Origin of the sequence: Desulfosporosinus sp. I2, from assembly GCF_000960765.1 — a bacterium.
Lineage (GTDB): Bacteria > Bacillota > Desulfitobacteriia > Desulfitobacteriales > Desulfitobacteriaceae > Desulfosporosinus.
In genome coordinates this window covers 25,174-42,159 of the sequence record NZ_JYNH01000022.1, presented here as the reverse complement: position 1 = coordinate 42,159, position 16,986 = coordinate 25,174, and the positions used below count along the sequence as shown (strand labels likewise).

General features: G+C 43.1%; 19 protein-coding genes. 18 read left to right on the top strand and 1 reads right to left on the bottom strand.

Annotated elements, in window-relative coordinates:
- Positions 1 to 72 precede the first annotated feature (72 nt).
- The 5 genes from UF75_RS07920 to UF75_RS07900 all read left to right on the top strand — a co-directional run bounded on the left by UF75_RS07920 (position 73) and on the right by UF75_RS07900 (position 4,604).
- A complete protein-coding gene (locus UF75_RS07920; RefSeq protein ID WP_045574067.1) occupies positions 73 to 768 on the top strand; it encodes a GntR family transcriptional regulator in 696 nt (231 codons plus the stop codon).
- A gap of 2 nt (positions 769 to 770) precedes the next feature.
- Complete coding sequence (purR, locus tag UF75_RS07915) at positions 771 to 1,589, top strand: pur operon repressor (RefSeq protein ID WP_045574063.1); 819 nt, start codon at positions 771 to 773, stop codon at positions 1,587 to 1,589.
- 157 nt (positions 1,590 to 1,746) lie between these two features.
- The gene (spoVG, locus tag UF75_RS07910) at positions 1,747 to 2,001 is read left to right on the top strand and encodes a septation regulator SpoVG (RefSeq protein WP_007777981.1); all 255 of its coding nucleotides are present in this window, start codon (positions 1,747 to 1,749) and stop codon (positions 1,999 to 2,001) included.
- 284 nt (positions 2,002 to 2,285) lie between these two features.
- Positions 2,286 to 3,638, top strand: a complete 1,353-nt coding sequence (gene glmU, locus UF75_RS07905) for a bifunctional UDP-N-acetylglucosamine diphosphorylase/glucosamine-1-phosphate N-acetyltransferase GlmU (RefSeq protein WP_045574062.1) — start codon at positions 2,286 to 2,288, stop codon at positions 3,636 to 3,638.
- A 24-nt stretch (positions 3,639 to 3,662) separates the two neighbouring features.
- Positions 3,663 to 4,604 (top strand): ribose-phosphate pyrophosphokinase, encoded by a 942-nt coding sequence (locus tag UF75_RS07900; RefSeq protein WP_045574061.1) that lies wholly within the window; start codon positions 3,663 to 3,665, stop codon positions 4,602 to 4,604.
- A gap of 16 nt (positions 4,605 to 4,620) precedes the next feature.
- Here the strand turns inward: UF75_RS07900 and UF75_RS07895 are convergent, their stop codons facing one another.
- Positions 4,621 to 5,346, bottom strand: a complete 726-nt coding sequence (locus UF75_RS07895) for a PRC-barrel domain-containing protein (protein ID WP_045574060.1) — start codon at positions 5,344 to 5,346, stop codon at positions 4,621 to 4,623.
- A gap of 404 nt (positions 5,347 to 5,750) precedes the next feature.
- On the opposite strand from UF75_RS07895, the gene pth reads away from it, so the two are divergent.
- The 13 genes from pth to UF75_RS07840 all read left to right on the top strand — a co-directional run bounded on the left by pth (position 5,751) and on the right by UF75_RS07840 (position 16,850).
- Positions 5,751 to 6,308, top strand: a complete 558-nt coding sequence (gene pth / locus UF75_RS07890) for an aminoacyl-tRNA hydrolase (protein ID WP_045574059.1) — start codon at positions 5,751 to 5,753, stop codon at positions 6,306 to 6,308.
- Positions 6,309 to 6,366: 58 nt separating this feature from the next.
- On the top strand, positions 6,367 to 6,543 hold the full coding sequence (locus UF75_RS29000) for a hypothetical protein (RefSeq protein ID WP_197079349.1): 177 nt from the start codon (positions 6,367 to 6,369) through the stop codon (positions 6,541 to 6,543).
- A 3-nt stretch (positions 6,544 to 6,546) separates the two neighbouring features.
- Positions 6,547 to 10,092, top strand: coding sequence for a transcription-repair coupling factor (mfd, locus tag UF75_RS07885; protein WP_045574058.1), 3,546 nt, complete (start codon positions 6,547 to 6,549; stop codon positions 10,090 to 10,092).
- Positions 10,093 to 10,130: 38 nt separating this feature from the next.
- Positions 10,131 to 11,072: a peptidylprolyl isomerase gene (locus tag UF75_RS07880; RefSeq protein ID WP_045574057.1), complete on the top strand. Its 942-nt coding sequence runs from the start codon at positions 10,131 to 10,133 to the stop codon at positions 11,070 to 11,072.
- 160 nt (positions 11,073 to 11,232) lie between these two features.
- A complete protein-coding gene (gene spoVT, locus UF75_RS07875; protein WP_045574056.1) occupies positions 11,233 to 11,796 on the top strand; it encodes a stage V sporulation protein T in 564 nt (187 codons plus the stop codon).
- A 212-nt stretch (positions 11,797 to 12,008) separates the two neighbouring features.
- Positions 12,009 to 13,457: a nucleoside triphosphate pyrophosphohydrolase gene (mazG, locus tag UF75_RS07870; protein ID WP_045574055.1), complete on the top strand. Its 1,449-nt coding sequence runs from the start codon at positions 12,009 to 12,011 to the stop codon at positions 13,455 to 13,457.
- Positions 13,458 to 13,547: 90 nt separating this feature from the next.
- The gene (locus UF75_RS07865; RefSeq protein ID WP_045574054.1) at positions 13,548 to 13,823 is read left to right on the top strand and encodes an HU family DNA-binding protein; all 276 of its coding nucleotides are present in this window, start codon (positions 13,548 to 13,550) and stop codon (positions 13,821 to 13,823) included.
- Between the two features lie 497 nt (positions 13,824 to 14,320).
- A complete protein-coding gene (locus tag UF75_RS07860; protein ID WP_045574053.1) occupies positions 14,321 to 14,584 on the top strand; it encodes an RNA-binding S4 domain-containing protein in 264 nt (87 codons plus the stop codon).
- A gap of 273 nt (positions 14,585 to 14,857) precedes the next feature.
- Entirely contained in the window at positions 14,858 to 15,136 is a 279-nt protein-coding gene (gene yabP, locus UF75_RS07855; RefSeq protein WP_045574052.1) for a sporulation protein YabP, read from the top strand.
- A gap of 40 nt (positions 15,137 to 15,176) precedes the next feature.
- Positions 15,177 to 15,683, top strand: coding sequence for a spore cortex biosynthesis protein YabQ (gene yabQ, locus UF75_RS26935; RefSeq protein WP_082075063.1), 507 nt, complete (start codon positions 15,177 to 15,179; stop codon positions 15,681 to 15,683).
- Between the two features lie 148 nt (positions 15,684 to 15,831).
- Positions 15,832 to 16,074: a sigma-70 region 4 domain-containing protein gene (locus tag UF75_RS07850; RefSeq protein WP_045574051.1), complete on the top strand. Its 243-nt coding sequence runs from the start codon at positions 15,832 to 15,834 to the stop codon at positions 16,072 to 16,074.
- A complete protein-coding gene (locus UF75_RS07845; protein ID WP_045574050.1) occupies positions 16,049 to 16,360 on the top strand; it encodes a septum formation initiator family protein in 312 nt (103 codons plus the stop codon). The genes UF75_RS07850 and UF75_RS07845 overlap by 26 nt, the downstream gene beginning before the upstream one ends.
- A gap of 100 nt (positions 16,361 to 16,460) precedes the next feature.
- Entirely contained in the window at positions 16,461 to 16,850 is a 390-nt protein-coding gene (locus UF75_RS07840) for a S1 RNA-binding domain-containing protein (protein ID WP_045574049.1), read from the top strand.
- The last annotated feature ends 136 nt before the right edge of the window (positions 16,851 to 16,986 follow it).

The following is a 16,986-nucleotide window of genomic DNA, read 5'->3' as shown; positions in this document are numbered from 1 at the left end:
GAAAAAGTGGTTTTAATAATGTATGGGTTACATCAACAGTTGGAAAATATGGGAATGGAAGGGGAGACATTCATGGGAAAACGTTTACTGCCGGTAATACTTGATGGGTATAAACCTTTAAGGGAGATTGTCTTTGAATCTATGCGCGAGGCTATTCTGAGCGGGATACTCGAACCTGGGGAGCGGTTGATGGAGATCCAGTTGGCTGAGGAAATGGGGGTTAGTCGAACCCCGGTACGTGAAGCTATCCGCAAATTGGAACTTGAAAATTTTGTGGTTATGATTCCACGAAAAGGTGCGTATGTAGCTGGTGTCTCCTTAAAAGATGTGGCCGACGTTTTTGAAATTCGTTCTGCGTTAGAGGGATTGGCTGCAGGGCTAGCAGCGGAACGCATTACGGAAGATGAATTGGAACAAATGGAACAAGCGTTGTTTTTTAGAGTCAGTGAAGTTGAGATGGACTTAGAGCAGATTGTGAAGTCTGATACCGATTTCCATGCTTTAGTCTATAGAGCCAGTCGCAATGAACGGCTGATTCAGATCTTAGAAAATTTACGAGAGCAGATTCAACGTTTCCGTGCGACTTCCCTAGCGGTTCCAGGACGGAATAAACTTGCCATTGAAGAACACCGAATGATTGTTGAAGCATTAAGAAGTCATAATAGCGAGGAAGCTCAATCTTTAGCGATATCACACATTGTTACAGCTGAGAATGTCATGTTTGAAACTCTGAGTTTAAAGAATGAGCCGGATAAGGTGGATCAATAAACGTGGAGAAGATGAAAAGAGCTGAACGGATGGTTGCCATTACCCAAGTCTTGATGTTAAACCCGAATGCACTAACTCCGTTAACCTTATTTGCAGAACGATTTGGAACGGCTAAATCCACCATTAGTGAGGATTTAATGGCTGTTAAGGGGAGCCTTTTGCTTTCTGGTCAAGGTTATCTTGAAACAATTTCCGGGGCAGCTGGAGGGGTGCGTTATATACCTGAAATCCCAAGAGAAGAAGCGTCACAAGTGCTAACTGAGCTGGCTGATCGGCTGAGCGACAAAGAGCGTATTCTGGCAGGAGGGTTTCTCTATATGACAGATTTATTGTTCAATCCTTCAGTCTTACGCCCACTTGGCCTTATTTTCGCCGGCGCTTTCAGAGATAAGAAGCCTGATGTTGTGGTTACCATTGAGACGAAGGGAATTCCGCTAGCTCTTGTAACGGCTGAAGCATTAGGTTTGCCCATGGTAGTTATCCGCAGTGGAAATAAAGTCACAGAGGGCTCTTCAGTCAGTATTAATTATGTTTCTGGGTCATCCCGGCGTATTCAAACAATGTCACTTTCACGAAGAGCTTTAGAACCCCAGCGTCGTGTTCTGGTTATTGACGATTTTATGAAAGCAGGCGGAACTGCGTTGGGAATTAAGGATTTAATGGAGGAATTTGAGGCGAACGTTGTAGGTATGGGCGTTTTAGTGGAAGCTCGTATGACTGAAGAACCTAAGCTTGTTGAAGGATACTTAGCCCTTTTACAGTTAAAAGAACTGGACATAGCAACGGGGAGGACCTCTGTAGTTCCAATGTATAATCTTTGATCTCGTTTCTGACAAAGGCGTTGCTTTTTCTTAAGCTTGGCACCAACCAAGTTTTCTATAGATTATTGAAATTTTCATATATTCAAAGAAGGATTTTTTTACCATACAGAGAATATTATTATGAATATCCCCGAATGCGGAAGGGTGGTGATTCATAATGAATATTACCGATGTGCGGGTCAGAAAGATTAACACGGAAGGAAAGATGAAGGCAGTCGTCTCAGTGACCTTTGATAATGCTTTTGTTGTACATGATGTCAAAGTTGTAGAAGGTATGAATGGGATCTTTGTAGCAATGCCCAGCCGTAAAACACCAGAAGGGGAATTTCGTGATATCGCCCATCCCATTTCTGCTGTAGCACGAGAGGTGATTCAAACAGCCGTATTAAAAGCTTATCAAGAAGCCATTTAAATTTTAGATAGATCCGTTAAGATATGTTGGAGGGGACCTTAAGCCGGGTCTCCTTTAATGTGTCTTAATAAAACACGTCAAACTAAATCATTCCATAACTTTCTACATGTATAATAAAGGGATATTGAGCTTATTTGGCGAATGAAACGCTTTTGGGGTATAATTTAGGTGCATAATCATGGCTAAGTATAAGTTGCACTTATGCCACCCGAAAGTTATACTTTTACAGGTGTATACTATAAATAGAAGTAGGGGTTATACTTAAGCTGGAGGCGTATTAGATTATGTCCAATTTGGTTGCGGTGATTATGGCGGCGGGGAAAGGGACAAGAATGAAGTCGAAGTTACCCAAAGTCATGCATTCATTAGCAGGGAAAACTCTGATTGAGCATGTCCTAGATACAGTCAGCCACGCTGGAATTGAACGCACTCTGGTTGTTGTTGGGCATGGAAGAGAGGGCATCGAGGCCTGTATCCATCAACGGGCGGAGATTGTGGTTCAAGAAGATCAGCTCGGTACAGGACATGCTGTAATGCAAGCAATACCTTTCTTAGAAGACGCTCACACGGTACTTGTCTTGAGCGGAGATCAGCCGTTGCTTAAGTCTGAAACACTACTAGCTCTTGTTAAAATGCACGAGGCACAAGGGGCTAGTGCCACTGTTTTAACGGCCTATCTGGACCAGCCTTTCGGCTATGGTCGTATTGTTAAAGACGGTGAAAATCTGGTCAAAATAATTGAAGAAAAAGATGCAACGTCTGCTGAGCGGGAAATCAAGGAAATTAACACGGGGACTTATTGTTTTAAGGGGGCTGCTCTTAGAAACGCCCTGACGAGTATTACCACTCAGAATGCGCAAGGGGAGTATTACCTAACGGAAGTCTTTGAAATTTTTTCGAACCGCAAAGAAAAAATGCTAACGTATTGTACCTCGGATTCCCATGAAGCTCTAGGAATTAACAGCCGAGGGCAATTGGCCGAGGCAGAAGCAATTCTTCGCAAAAACATACTGGAGCATTGGATGGCAGAAGGGGTAACCCTAATTGATCCTGCATCAACGTTCATAGATGCCGAAGTCCACCTTGCTCAAGATGTTACGATTTTACCCTTTACTCGATTAATGGGAAAAACTCGAATTGAAGAGGATGTTGTGATTGGGCCACAAACTAGTTTAGAGAATTGTGTCGTAAGATGTGGCGCAGAGGTAATTTATACGGTGGCCAAAGATGCAGTAATCGGAGAACGTTGTCACATTGGTCCGTTTACCTATTTGCGACCGGGCACAAACTTAGAAGCGGAAGTTAAAATTGGGGACTTTGTAGAAATTAAGAATAGTTGGATTGGTAAGGGAGCAAAAGTACCCCATTTGAGTTACATTGGGGACGCTCAGATCGGAAAATCAGCGAATATTGGTGCTGGCACGATTACTTGTAACTATGACGGGGTTCATAAACATACTACCAAAATTGGTGATTATGCGTTTATTGGGAGTAACACTAACTTAGTTGCTCCGGTTGAGGTAGGAGAACATGCAGTTACAGGTGCGGGGTCTACCATAACTAAGAATGTTCCAGCTGAAAGCTTGGCAGTGGAACGGAGCCAACAAGTGATCAAGGAGCATTGGCATCGCGAATAGATGAAATAGGGGGCAATTATAGGCATGGCGGCAAAAGAATTTAAGATTTTTTGTGGGAATGCTAATCGACCGTTGGCACAAGAAATTGTAGACTATTTGGGGGTTCCGCTGGGCGAATCGAAAATTAAACGTTTTCAAGACGGGGAGACGTGTCTGGCGATTGATGAAAGCGTTCGAGGGGCAGATATTTATGTAGTACAACCCACCTGCCACCCAACGAATGATAACATCATGGAATTACTGATCATGATTGATGCTATTCGTCGAGCGTCAGCGCGCCGGATTACTGCTGTAATGCCCTATTATGGCTATGCAAGACAAGAGCGTAAAACAAGGGCGCGGGATCCGATTACTGCCAAACTAATGGCTAATCTAATTACCACGGCGGGAGCGGATCGTGTGGTAACCATGGACTTGCACGCTCCAGCGATTCAAGGATTCTTTGATATTCCCCTAGATCACTTACCCGGGGTGCCTATTCTTGCTGAGTATTTTAGGGAGAAGGGGCTTGAAAATATTTGTGTAGTATCTCCCGATTTAGGGGGAGTAACACGAGCTCGGAATTTAGCAGAACGGATCGGTGCTTCTCTTGCTATTATCGATAAACGCCGGCCCGAACCCAATGTTTCTGAGATTATGAATGTCATCGGTGAACTGAAAGGGAAAACAGTGATTATGATCGATGACATTATTGATACAGCTGGAACAATTACTCAGGGAGCTCAGGCTCTTCTGGATCGGGGTGCCAAGGAAGTGTATGCTTGTTGTACCCATGCTGTGTTGTCAGGACCTGCTATTGAACGCTTGGAGAACTCTGTTATTCGTGAACTCGTTGTGACGAACACGATTCCTTTAGATACGCAGAAGAGGATACCAAGAATTAGGGTATTATCCGTGGCGCCGCTTTTGGGTGAAGCTATTGTTCGAATTCACGAGGATCTTTCGGTCAGTAAGCTTTTTAGTTAAAAAGGCCCCTGGGGTATTACCCCAGGGGGTCTTTGGTTATGGGTATTTCCGAGCTTTTTTCGCTTTCTGGTGGGATTGTTTCAAGGTCAGGTACAAGGACGAGCTCCTTTTCTGGAGCAAGGTTGGCTGTCTTCTTAGAAGGGGCCTTTTTAAAGTAGTTGCTGATGGTGTGCGTGGTTTCTGAGGCTAGATGGGACGTTGAGTGAATTAGATTCTTGAAGGTGTCGCTAAGCCCTTTATCCGACACAGTCAGTGCATTTTCGCTATCCTTTTGAGTGACAATGACGTCGTGTCCAATTGTGGTAATATACTCTGCAGAAATCCATGCTTTACCGCTTAAGAATCCTTCGAGTTTCCCTCCGGAAATCTCGATTTGGGTTATTTTTCCTGTCTTGGAATCGACATAATATTCGTCCGCATGACCCAGTGTTTTTCCTGTTTCGGTCACTAGTTTGGTACCGATGATGGTCAATTTTTCTTTGACCATATCCAATAGTTCTGGAAGGTTTGATGGCTTCTCCACGTGGGACTCTTTGTCGATCGTGATGGCATCATCACCCACACTGACGACTCTGGAATAGGGGATAATGCGCTGGTCTTTAAAAAAACCCTTAGGGTCTACCACGATTGCGGCTAGAGACTTCGTACCTGCATTAAGGATCAAGCTTTTGACATACCCTATTTGATGCCCTTCTTGAAGAGAAATGATCGGTAAGGACAGGAATTTTCGACTGGGTTTCATAATTCGCCTCCTTTATCGATTTAAAGACTCCCACTTCTATAAGCGGGAATTCCGAACTCTGCCTCGGCAAGACCAATCCTCCAGCGCGATAGTATTCAATAAGGGCTGGAGGCCTTCGTAGCCGAAGTTGAGATGCTCGGCTTAGCTGAAAGTGTAACAGGTAAGAATTCGTTGCCTATTTTTTACTAGTCAGAAAGTATAACTTCGTTATATACTGCATGAAAGCTAATACGTGCGAAGACAGTGTCTTCGTCTGGAAGCATAAGGGCAACTAAGGCGGCCGCCTACGCCAAGGCTGCAAGCTGGTTTACACGTGCGAAGACAGTGTCTTCGGGCGCCAGCCAAGTTTTCTTTAAGAAAATGTATTCAGATTATCCAATGAATATGCTATGGAGGAGATAAGTATGAAGGTTATTGTCGGTCTTGGAAATCCAGGACCTCAATATGCGGATACACGCCATAATATTGGCTTTTTGTTAGTTGACCAGCTTGCAGAAATCAATAATCTTCAATTCCGAGTCAAGTTTCAGGGGTTATGGGCTGAGGGAAATGTGGAGGGAGAGCGCCTTTTACTCTTAAAACCGCAAACGTTTATGAATTTGAGCGGCCGATCAGTGAGTGAACTCGTACATTTTTATAAGGTTGGCGGTGAGAATTTACTGATTGTGCAGGATGATCTGGATTTGCCGCTGGGTAAAATGCGTTTGCGCGATCAGGGTGGTGCTGGTGGACATAACGGAATACGGTCGATTCTTTCTGAACTTGGAACGGATAAATTCTGGAGGCTTAAATTGGGTGTGGGACGCCCGCCTAAAGATTGGGATCCGGCACGCTATGTCCTTTCCCCCTTCGAGGAAGTGGAACTTCCCAAATTGGATGACCTGCTAGTTCGTTCAGAAAAGGCGACCAACCTCTGGATTAAAGGAGAAACTGATCGAGCCATGAATTTATACCATCGATAAAAAAGCGTATAACCTCCTATGCAAGAGGTCATTCTACTAGCATAGGGAGGTTATACGATTGAAGATATTAAAGGTATGTCATGCCTGCGATCGGATTATTGGTGAGCTCGAGTTAGATAACTTAACAAGCGATAATGTGGACACTGGAATGGATATCGTCGGAAATGTAGCCTTTATTCTTTGCCCAGGTTGTTTGCACGAAATGGAAATCAAAACAGGAAATGTATATCATTAAAGGATGAGCGGTTTGAACACAATTTATGATTTTCTTCGACGAGGGCTCGACATTAAAGAAATTGATCAGTCGTTAAGCCACGGAGAATGGCCTCAAATGATTTATGACTTAACAGGAAGTCAAAAGGCAGCCTTCGTAGCTCAATTTATTCAAAGATCGAAACCAGGGCCAGGATTAATTCTAACTTATTCCGAAGAACAGGCCCAAAAATGGACTAGTGATTTGCGGACGTGGTGTCCGCATGAAACTATCTTGCATTTGCCTTCCACAGAGTGGCTCCCTTTTGAAGTATTAGGTAAAAGCAGGGAGACAACCTCAGATCGAATTCGTGTTTTTAATCGTTTGGCCCAAGATCGTAAGTGTACGGTTGTGGCTTCAGTCCTTGCCTTAGAACGGCGAGTATTTCCAGTTGAACGATTTAAGGAGTATACGTTAATTTTTAAAGTTGGTCAGGTATATGGCTTAACTGAAATCCTCCATACGCTAATAGCCGGAGGGTACGAGCGTGTCGAGACGATTGAAGGGAAAGGACAGTTTGCTTTACGAGGAGGAATCTTAGATATTGCTCCCTTAGATGGGGAGTCAGTACGGATTGAGTTTTTCGATGATGAAGTGGACTCGATACGGACGTTTGATATAGGAACACAGAAATCAATCTCCTCTCAGGATAAGGTCTTTATACCCCCAGCTATGGAGTATATTGTAACTAAGGAAGAGCTGAGGGAACTCAGCTTTGCCATGCGGGCAGAAGCTCGGAAGGTTATGGGCCGTCATCAGCGTGCTGGAAGGAAAGAGGCTGCAGATCGGTTACAAAACAAACTGGATGTGATGGTAGAAAGGCTTGAGCGGGGGATACTCGATGAAAATGTTTATCCCTTTTTGAGCTTGGTCAACACGCCGCTCGTTCCCTTTTTCTCATATCTCTCAGACGATCATTGTATTTTTTTGGACGAACCGCTCCGCTTGAAAGAACTATTAGAGTTTCAGGCCAATGAGCGTTTATTAGAATTCACGCAACAACTGGAACATGGCGACGGGTTTGTTCATCCAGGATCTCAATTTATCGACTATGAGGATATTTTAATTTATGGTGAGAAACACCCGTTGATCGGTCTTTCAACTCTTTTGAGGCAGGCGCCAGGACTTTCACCGAAGAGAGTTTTTAACTTAAACGCCCGTCCATTAACAGGATTCATGGGAAAAACTAGTATGTTGGTGGATGAGATAGTACACCGCAAGGAGGCTGGCAATGCGGTCGCCCTTTTTGTCGGGGACGAGGCTCACGTTGAGCGATTGATTCAAGGGTTAAAGGATCTAGGAGTAGCTGCATCCCGCAAAGGACTTGAGGAACCTATCGAGGAAGGGCGAGTTTATGTTTATCCGTTTTCGATAGACCAAGGTTTTGAGTTGCCGTTCGGAAAATTAGTGATTCTTACGGAAACAGAAATTTATAAGCGAGAGAGCAAGGCGGCTGCCAGAAAGCCCAGCACGCCTGCCAAAAAGAGCCTTTTTATCTCGGATCTTAAACCTGGGGATTTTGTAGTCCATGTACACCATGGGATTGGGCAGTTCACAGGAATAGATCGCTTAGAGGTCGGCGGAATTGCGAAGGATTATTTTGGAATCCGATATGCGGGGGAAGATCGGCTGTATGTTCCTCTCGATCAGCTCCATCTTTTGCAAAAGTATTTAGGGAGTGCAGGGGAAACGTTACCCAAGCTTTACAAACTTGGCGGGACTGACTGGTACAAGGTCAAGAATAAGACACGTAGTGCTGTCAAAGAAATGGCCATTGATTTGGTAAAACTTTATGCTAAGAGAGAGGCGATTCAGGGATTTGCCTTCTCTAAGGATAATGTCTGGCAAAACGAATTTGAGGAGAAATTTCCGTATGTGGAGACCCCAGATCAACTTCAGAGTATTGCAGATGTAAAAGCGGATATGATGCGCCCACGCCCGATGGATCGCTTACTCTGTGGAGATGTGGGATATGGTAAGACGGAAGTTGCCCTCAGAGCCGCTTTTAAGGCTGTCATGGATAGTAAGCAAGTAGCGGTTCTTGTCCCCACGACTATTTTGGCACAGCAACATTTTAATACCTTTAGAGAGCGGTTTATGGGATATCCGATAAAAATTGAAATGCTAAGCCGCTTCCGATCCCAGAAGGAGCAAAAGGAGATCATTCAGGGCCTTAAAGAAGGGCAAATCGATGTCATTGTAGGTACTCATCGCCTGCTTTCCGAGGCCATTAAATTTAGTAATTTAGGATTATTGGTGATTGATGAAGAGCAACGGTTTGGGGTTACCCATAAAGAGAAATTGAAAACGTTAAAGGGTAACATCGATGTGCTGACATTGTCCGCAACCCCCATCCCGAGGACATTACATATGTCTCTGGTGGGAGTAAGAGATATGAGTGTAATTGAGACTCCGCCTGAAGGTCGATACCCTGTCCAGACGTATGTCACTGAATTTCGACCCGATGTGGTACGAGAGGCAATACGCCGTGAAATTCAACGGGGAGGACAAGTTTTCTATGTGCATAATCGAGTTGAGGATATGGATCAGGTGATTCATTTCTTAAGTCAATTAGTTCCTGAAGCACGGTTTGGAGTTGCTCACGGCCAAATGCGCGAAACGGCCTTGGAACAGGTTATGCTTGATTTTATGGAACATGAAATGGATGTCTTGGTTTCGACAACGATTATCGAAACGGGGCTTGATATGCCTAATGTGAACACTCTGATTATCGATGAATCTGATCGTTTTGGATTATCCCAACTCTATCAACTGCGCGGACGAGTTGGACGTTCTAATCGCAAAGCTTATACCTATCTTTTGTATAAACCGCAAAAGGTCCTTACAGAAATTGCAGAAAAACGTCTTGCGGCAATTCGAGAATTTACAGAGTTTGGGGCAGGCTTTAAAATTGCTATGCGAGATTTAGAGATTCGTGGTGCAGGAAACCTCATTGGTGCCCAACAACATGGGCATTTATCAGCCGTGGGATTTGAAATGTACAGTCAAATGCTTAAAGAAGCCGTCCAAGAACTTCGAGGGGAAAAGGTTGAAGAGGTTGTCGAACCGAGTATTGAACTCCAGGTGGATGCCTTCTTACCAGACTCTTACGTTGTGGACCGTCAATCCAAGGCCTCTTTGTATCAGAGGTTGTCAATGGTTCGGGATGAAGGCGAACTTAGCGAGATGGTCGATGAACTGGTGGATCGCTTTGGGACTCCGACACGTGAAGTCGAGCACTTAATTGAAATCATTCGGATTAAGTTGCTGGCAAGCTCCTTGAAAATTGAACAAATACAGCAGTCTAAGCAAAACGTCATGATTCGTTTTGGGGCAGATCCGGGGATAACGGGAGAACAATTGATGTCTGTAGTCTCGGCTTCCCTTTACCCATTGTCGTTTAAGACCCTTCAAAATGGCAATTTAGAATGCAAAGTTCGTATTCGTACGGTTGATCAAGAGGCAGTGATTGAGGCGACCCGACGGGTTCTTTCGACATTTTGCGACATTGCTTCAAGGACAACTCCTTGATATACTATTCTCATGTCAAATTGAAAGGGTGTGTCTTTATGAAAAAGTCCCGGGCGGGAATGATTTTTGGAGTCCTCGCATTGATGCTTGTGGCTACGGGGTGTTCCTCGTTGGTTGGCGGTAAATGGGCGGTAAAAGTTAACGGAGATTCGGTTCTAGTCAAGGATTATGATGCTCGAGTTGCTGAAGCACAAAAAACTTATGAAAAACAAGGCATGAAATTTGACACAGACCAAGGAAAGCAGGCTTTGCCACAGATTAAAAGCCAGTTGCTAGATCGTATGATTGAAGGTAAGCTGATTGCCCAAGAAGTGAAAAAGAGTTCACTTAATCCAGAGGACGCCAAGGTGAAAGAGCAGGAAGACATTATTAAGAAAAATATTGGGGATGAGACGACCTTTCAAGACACCCTTAAACAACAAGGTATGACAGAATCGGAATTAAGAAATTTCTTGGCGGTCTATGAAAAAGTAACGGGTGAAGTTAAAGTAAGCGATGCGGAAATTAAAACTTTTTATGATCAAAATATCTCAAATTACTCTCAACCAGAAAGTGTAAAGGCTCGTCATATTCTAGTGAAAACAGAAGAAGAAGCCAATGCAATTATTGTACAGCTTAAAGCGGGGGCCGATTTTGTACAGTTAGCCAAGGAAAAATCCATTGAACCTGGAGCTAAGGATTCCGGCGGAGATCTTGGAACATTTACCAAGGGGAAAATGGTCCCTGAGTTTGAAACCGCAGCGTTTAGCCAAAAAGTAGGTGCCTTTTCCACTACCCCAGTAAAAACAGAATTTGGATATCATGTAATCCAAGTTGAAGCACATACGCCTGCCGCAGCTCCAGACTTTGAGAAAGTGAAAGCTCAAGTGAGTCAAGACGCGCTCAATCAGGCGAAAGATACGAAGTTCCAAACTTATTTCGACGAACTGCGGAAAAATGCGAAAATCGAGTATTCTCAAGGATATAAGCCAGCAAGTTAATAAATTTAGCAAAAGAAGGCAACAAGATAATGCCTTCTTTTGTTTTACATTGGAAAAAAATGAATAATTGGCAATCCCTAGATATATACTATCATTGAATTTAAGGTTAAAAAGGAAAGGACGAAAGATTAGGGAACGACAAAAGGAGGAATGTGCGCCTATGAAAGCAACTGGTATTGTGAGAAGAATTGATGACCTCGGTCGTGTCGTTATTCCAAAGGAAATTCGTCGGACTCTTCGTATTCGGGAAGGAGATCCGTTAGAAATTTTTGTAGATCGGGAAGGAGAAGTTATATTAAAAAAATATTCTCCTATCCGTGAACTGGGAGAATTTGCAAAGGAATATGCAGATTCCCTATTTGAAGCAACCGGACATATTACATGTATCGCGGACAGAGATACGATCATTGCAGTTTCTGGAGCTTCAAAAAAAGAATATCTCAATAAAGCGATCGGACCAGCCACAGAACAAGCTATGGAGGAGAGGAAAACGATTCATATCGGTGTGGCGGGAGAACATGCAACTTGTAAAAATTGTCCTGAAAATGAAGAGGAGGATAAATGTAAGTTTGCAAGTGAAGTCGTTGCCCCCATTATTTCACAAGGGGATCCTATTGGAGCCGTGATTCTAATGTCTAAAGACCCTAATATAAAGATGGGGGATTTGGAGATTAAATTAGTTGAGACTGCAGCAGCCTTTTTAGCAAAACAAATGGAACAATAGTGATTAATAAAGAAATAAAGCGGTCAAGCCCGCTTTATTTTTTTATACAATCCCTTCGCCAGGGTTCCTTCTCTGCATTACGGCAGCCTGCCATCCTTGCCGATGCGCTATTCTCTCGAACATCCTTGTTCGGTCTTGGCTATAAATTTCTTCATAGTTTGAGGTGTATGAAAGTAGGCTTTATGCTAAAATACTGTTGGGAGGTGGGAAACTTGTCCGCGTGTCTTCATGTAATTGGCTTAGGACCCGGGGGGCTCGAACAATTAACGCTTGGTAACTATAGGCGGATACATAGCGCAACAAAACTATTTGTTCGAACCTCTCAGCATCCTTGTGTTCAAGAGTTGCTGAACGAGGGTGTAAGTATAGAATCGTTTGACGAAATCTATGCTTCAGAACCATCCTTTGAGGCAGTTTATGAAAGGATTTTGGAACAGTTGCGAAGGGAGTTGCAGAAGGGTTCAAACATTATTTACGCAGTTCCTGGGCATCCGATGGTGGCTGAGAAGACTATACAACTTATTGTGGAGAAACTTGCCAAGGAATATGAGGTTGTGATCCATCCGGCTATGAGCTTCGTAGATGAGCTTTTTAGAGTCCTGAAATTTGATCCAATTGAAGGGTTACTAATTCGCAATTATGATGCTCTTAAAGACGTAGGACTGACTGGGCAAGAATGGTTAATCATTCCCCAAGTGTACAATAAATTAATGGCATCCGAGGTTAAACTGGATTTAATGCTATCCTATCCGGATGATGTATGTGTGTATATCACTAAAGCCCTTGGTACTCCCCTAGAACAAGTGGACAAGCTCTTGCTCTACGAGATGGATCATGGGACTTTCGATCACTTGACCACTGTAGTCTTGCCGCCAAATACAGAAGTTATCTCTTTTTCTAAGTTGGCCAAAGTTATGGAAACTTTGCGTTCGGAAGGAGGGTGTGCATGGGATCGGGAACAAACCCATGAATCGCTAAAGCCGTATCTAATTGAGGAGAGTTATGAAGTTATTGATGCAATAGAAAAACAAGATATGTATAATTTATGTGAAGAGTTGGGAGACTTATTATTACAAGTTATTTTTCATACTCAGGTTGCTTCAGAGGCGAGTGAATTCGAACACCAGGATGTCCTTCGAGGGGTTATTCAAAAGCTGATTCGTCGACATCCCCATGTTTTTGGCGATGAGACGGCTGAAACAGCGAAGGAGGTCATAAAGACTTGGGATAGGATTAAACTTGAAGAGAAGATCGATCAAAGCAAAGTGGATTTTTTTAGTGATCCAAAGGGCTTACCAGCTTTAATGTGGGCGGCTAAAACACAGTATAGGGTTGCCAAGGTGGGGTTTGATTGGAAAGAAATTGAGGGACCTTGGGGGAAAGTACAAGAAGAATTGCAAGAACTTGAGAGTGCAATAACGGACGGAATAGGTATTCGTGAAGAATTAGGGGATTTAATATTTGCAATTGTCAACTTGTCTCGTTTTTTAAAGCTTGATGCAGAGGAAGTTCTAAGGGATAATATACATAAGTTTCAAGGTCGTTTCTTAAAAATGATTGAATTATGCCGGGAAGAGGGTCATGTTTTTGAGGAACTACCCCTAAATCAAATGGATATTTTTTGGGAAAAGGCAAAATCTGAAGAAAAAGTAGTAAATTAATGTAATATACTTAAAAAAAAGCAGGAGATTGATCTTTTATCGCGAAATATAACTGACGTGATAAGATCAGTTATTTAGGAGGGACTAATTTTGAATAAGGCTGAATTAGTTAGCGCTGTAGCGGAGAAGGCTGACATGTCCAAGAAGGATGCGGAAAAGGCAGTAAAGGCTGTTTTTGAAGTCATCGAAGAGTCGTTAGCACAGAGTGAAAAGGTCCAACTGGTTGGTTTTGGGACATTCGAAGTTAAAGATCGCGCTGCACGGACAGGGAGAAATCCACAAACTAAAGAAGAAATTCAGATTCCTGCAGCTAAAGTACCAGGTTTTAAAGCAGGTAAGGCTCTAAAAGATGCAGTTCAAAAATGAGTCTTCGGACTAATGATAAAATCAGGTTCCAGGTTCTCTGGGGCCTGATTTTTATACTAATCAGAAGGTATAACTTACGTTATATACTTTCTGGAAGGCCCCTTCTCGCCACATGGCATCTTCCATCCATGGTTAGCGCATAAGTGCAACTATGGCGACCGCCTTCGCCAAGGCTAACTAGAAGGTTAATTCGTGCGAAGACCGTGTCTTCGCTCCGCTAAGCTAACACGTGCGAAGACAGTGTCTGCGAGAAGGTTAATTCGCGCGAAGACAGTGTCTTCGTGGGAGCTAGCCGAGTTTTCTAATACCGTCGAAGAGAAATATTGAGAGTGGCCCTAAAGCGATGATGGCTGCTCCGTCTTGCATAACGGTACCTTCTGGCTTGAGCTCTGGAGAGATTCCGAACCGCTCTATGATGAATTATGGCGCGTTGCTTTTCTTCGCGGCGCTTAAGTATGTTTACGGCTCAATTAGCCTAGTTTTTGAGGGGGGTAGTTATGCGTATTGATAAGTATTTAAAGGTATCACGTCTCATAAAGCGCCGCACAGTCGCTAAAGATGTTTGTGTCGGTGAAAAGATCAGTATTAACGGACGAACCGTTAAACCTTCAGCTGAAGTCAAGCTAGGTGACCTAATTACCATTGAGATGGGTAATCGTATTCTTGAAGTCAGGGTCATGGCCACTCCAAACAGTATAAAAGCGAACGAAGCCCATACTCTTTATGAATCGATACGAGATGAACGAAGGACAGAGTCTTAAATAAAAAGACTTTGTCTTTTTTATTTCTCCGCTTCCTGCTTGAAAGGATGCCAAGCGTTACCCAGATCATACCTTTAACATAGACCTAGGCCAGAGAAAGTTCTTAGCTAGGAGAGCAATTAGTAGAATTGGGTCAAAGAGAAAAATGCAAGTCAAGAACCGTTCCCAACTTGCACGTCCCCAACTTGCACTAGGAAACTTCCAGTCCTACGTCTAAAGGACGTGCATCATGAATAGGTTTATAAGAAGAAAAAGAGATAGGGGGATGGGGGCATGGTGGACAAAGCTGGCAGAGGACATCGCCTTGTCATGGAAAACCGGGAACAAATAGCTTTAACGGGAGTACATAAGGTTCAGTCCTTTGACACTAAAGAAATTGTTCTTGAAACTGAACTGGGGATATTAAGTATTAAAGGGGAACAGTTAGGCATCAAGTTGCTTAATCTTGAGGAAGGTCTAGTGGATCTTCAAGGGCAAGTTGGTGCTTTAATCTATCACCGTAATACAGGTGGAGGTACTCGCAGAGGTTTTCTAAACCGGGTTTTACGTTAAAAGTTAAGGCCTCCGAAGAAGAGAGAAAGGAGGAAGAACAATCTCAGAATTCGTAACGTTATTTTGGGTAATCGTTGCTGGAGCATCAGTAGGCGTAGTTTTTGATTTTTATCGAACGTTTAGACGATGGCAAGGTTGGGGGAGAGTCATTACATTTATCGGAGATTTATTTTTTTCGTTAGTTGCCTTATACATTCTTTTCAGGTTTTTTGAGAAAGCAAATGCTTTGGCTTTTCGTGCTTACATTATGTGGGGGAGTTTGCTAGGCCTGGTCATTTACTTAAGATTATTAAGTCGTTTTTCAGTGCGTTGCTTTTTTGGGATTTATAGGATTTTAGCTTACCTTACGAGGCTCATTCACCGGGGAATCAAAATTCCGATTAGGGCACTCGTCTTGATCATGAGACCACCCTACGCAATATTACGTTGGTTTAGCGTTCTTCTTTTTCGAATCGGAGAAGTAATTCTAATTGAGCCATGTTTAAGTGTGAAAAAGAGGATAAAGGCATGGGTCAAAGGGCTTATACCACCTAAGACAAATGGTTAAATTTCTTGAAAGGCTTGATTCTCTAATATTGAGTAGCTATAATGGAATTATCCAGGGTTTTTTGTAAATAATTTGTAAGTACTTTGTAATTAATTTGTCCACAATCTATACACACCTGTGTATAACTTTTAGCAAGGGCGTGCCCACAGTGCATATTGAAATAAGAGGCTTGGAAAAGCTAAGTTTTCGGGAACGACAGGCAGTGATTCTCAAGGAAAGCGGAAAGTCTTCCGAAGACATTGCCAAGAAACTGCATCTCAGTCAAAGTACTGTAGCTACTCTATTAACCCGCGCACGAAGTAAAGGCTATGAAATAGTTTGTATTATACCGGGCGGTGAGCTCGGATTGGGGGGAGAGGAATTTGATGAAGAGGACCCGTCTGAAGAGTAAGGCTCAAAATCGTCATAGGGTTCGATTTCGTCTTGTTCCGATTCTCATTATTTGTGGAGTACTTGCAGTAGTCGGAAGCTCAGTATGGCAAATATTAAAACTTCGTTCACATGTCGAGGAACAATTAGCTCAATTGAATCAGCAAAAGGTTTTATTACTTAACGAGGAGAAACGCCTCAAAGAAGAAATTGTTCAGTTAAACACCCCCAGTTACATTGAACAATTGGCAAGAGAGCAGTTAGGTTTAGTAAAACATGGTGAAATTCTTATTTCTCCCAAGAATTAGTACCTCACAAGGGTCTTCTATGCCTTGACAGGCAGGAAATGTGCTGCATATAATATAGAGTAAGTATAGATAGATCATCACAAGGAGGAGTTTACTTCGTATGGCCATTGACGTTGGCAGTATTGTTGAAGGGGTCGTAACAGGAATCACGAACTTTGGAGCATTTATTGAATTGCCGGATAGAGTAACCGGACTCGTACATATCTCGGAAGTCGCTGATGCCTATGTCAAGGACGTTCGAGATTACTTAAAGGAACAGGATCATGTTAAAGTAAAGGTCATCCATGTTGATGAAAAGGGGAAAATCGGACTTTCGATTAAACAAGCAAACCCCCCTGTTCGCAATGTGAGTCGTGAACGCCGTCTTCCGCCAACCGTATCCTTTGAGGATAAATTGGCTAAATTTATAAAAGACAGTGATGAGCGTCAGACTGAATTTCGCCGGGCTACAGATTCAAAGCGTGGAGGTAGAGGGTCAAGTAGATATTAAGTAATAACCGCCGAAAGGCGGTTTTTCTTTTATACTAGTCAGAAAGTATAACTTCGTTATATACTGCAAGAAGGCTAATACGTGCGAAGACAGTGTCTTCGTCTGGAAGCATAAGTGCAACTAAGGCGGCCGCCTT

Excerpts from the sequence above, each read along its gene's own strand:
- UF75_RS07840 (WP_045574049.1), top strand. The coding sequence starts at position 16,461 with ATGGCCATTGACGTTGGCAGTATTGTTGAAGGGGTCGTAACAGGAATC.
- UF75_RS07880 (WP_045574057.1), top strand. The coding sequence starts at position 10,131 with ATGAAAAAGTCCCGGGCGGGAATGATTTTTGGAGTCCTCGCATTGATG.
- UF75_RS07920 (WP_045574067.1), top strand. The coding sequence starts at position 73 with ATGGGAAAACGTTTACTGCCGGTAATACTTGATGGGTATAAACCTTTA.
- mfd (WP_045574058.1), top strand. The coding sequence starts at position 6,547 with ATGAGCGGTTTGAACACAATTTATGATTTTCTTCGACGAGGGCTCGAC.
- UF75_RS07845 (WP_045574050.1), top strand. The coding sequence starts at position 16,049 with ATGAAGAGGACCCGTCTGAAGAGTAAGGCTCAAAATCGTCATAGGGTT.
- UF75_RS07895 (WP_045574060.1), bottom strand. The coding sequence starts at position 5,346 with ATGAAACCCAGTCGAAAATTCCTGTCCTTACCGATCATTTCTCTTCAA.
- pth (WP_045574059.1), top strand. The coding sequence starts at position 5,751 with ATGAAGGTTATTGTCGGTCTTGGAAATCCAGGACCTCAATATGCGGAT.
- spoVG (WP_007777981.1), top strand. The coding sequence starts at position 1,747 with ATGAATATTACCGATGTGCGGGTCAGAAAGATTAACACGGAAGGAAAG.
- glmU (WP_045574062.1), top strand. The coding sequence starts at position 2,286 with ATGTCCAATTTGGTTGCGGTGATTATGGCGGCGGGGAAAGGGACAAGA.
- yabP (WP_045574052.1), top strand. The coding sequence starts at position 14,858 with ATGGTGGACAAAGCTGGCAGAGGACATCGCCTTGTCATGGAAAACCGG.
- spoVT (WP_045574056.1), top strand. The coding sequence starts at position 11,233 with ATGAAAGCAACTGGTATTGTGAGAAGAATTGATGACCTCGGTCGTGTC.
- UF75_RS07900 (WP_045574061.1), top strand. The coding sequence starts at position 3,663 with ATGGCGGCAAAAGAATTTAAGATTTTTTGTGGGAATGCTAATCGACCG.
- UF75_RS07860 (WP_045574053.1), top strand. The coding sequence starts at position 14,321 with ATGCGTATTGATAAGTATTTAAAGGTATCACGTCTCATAAAGCGCCGC.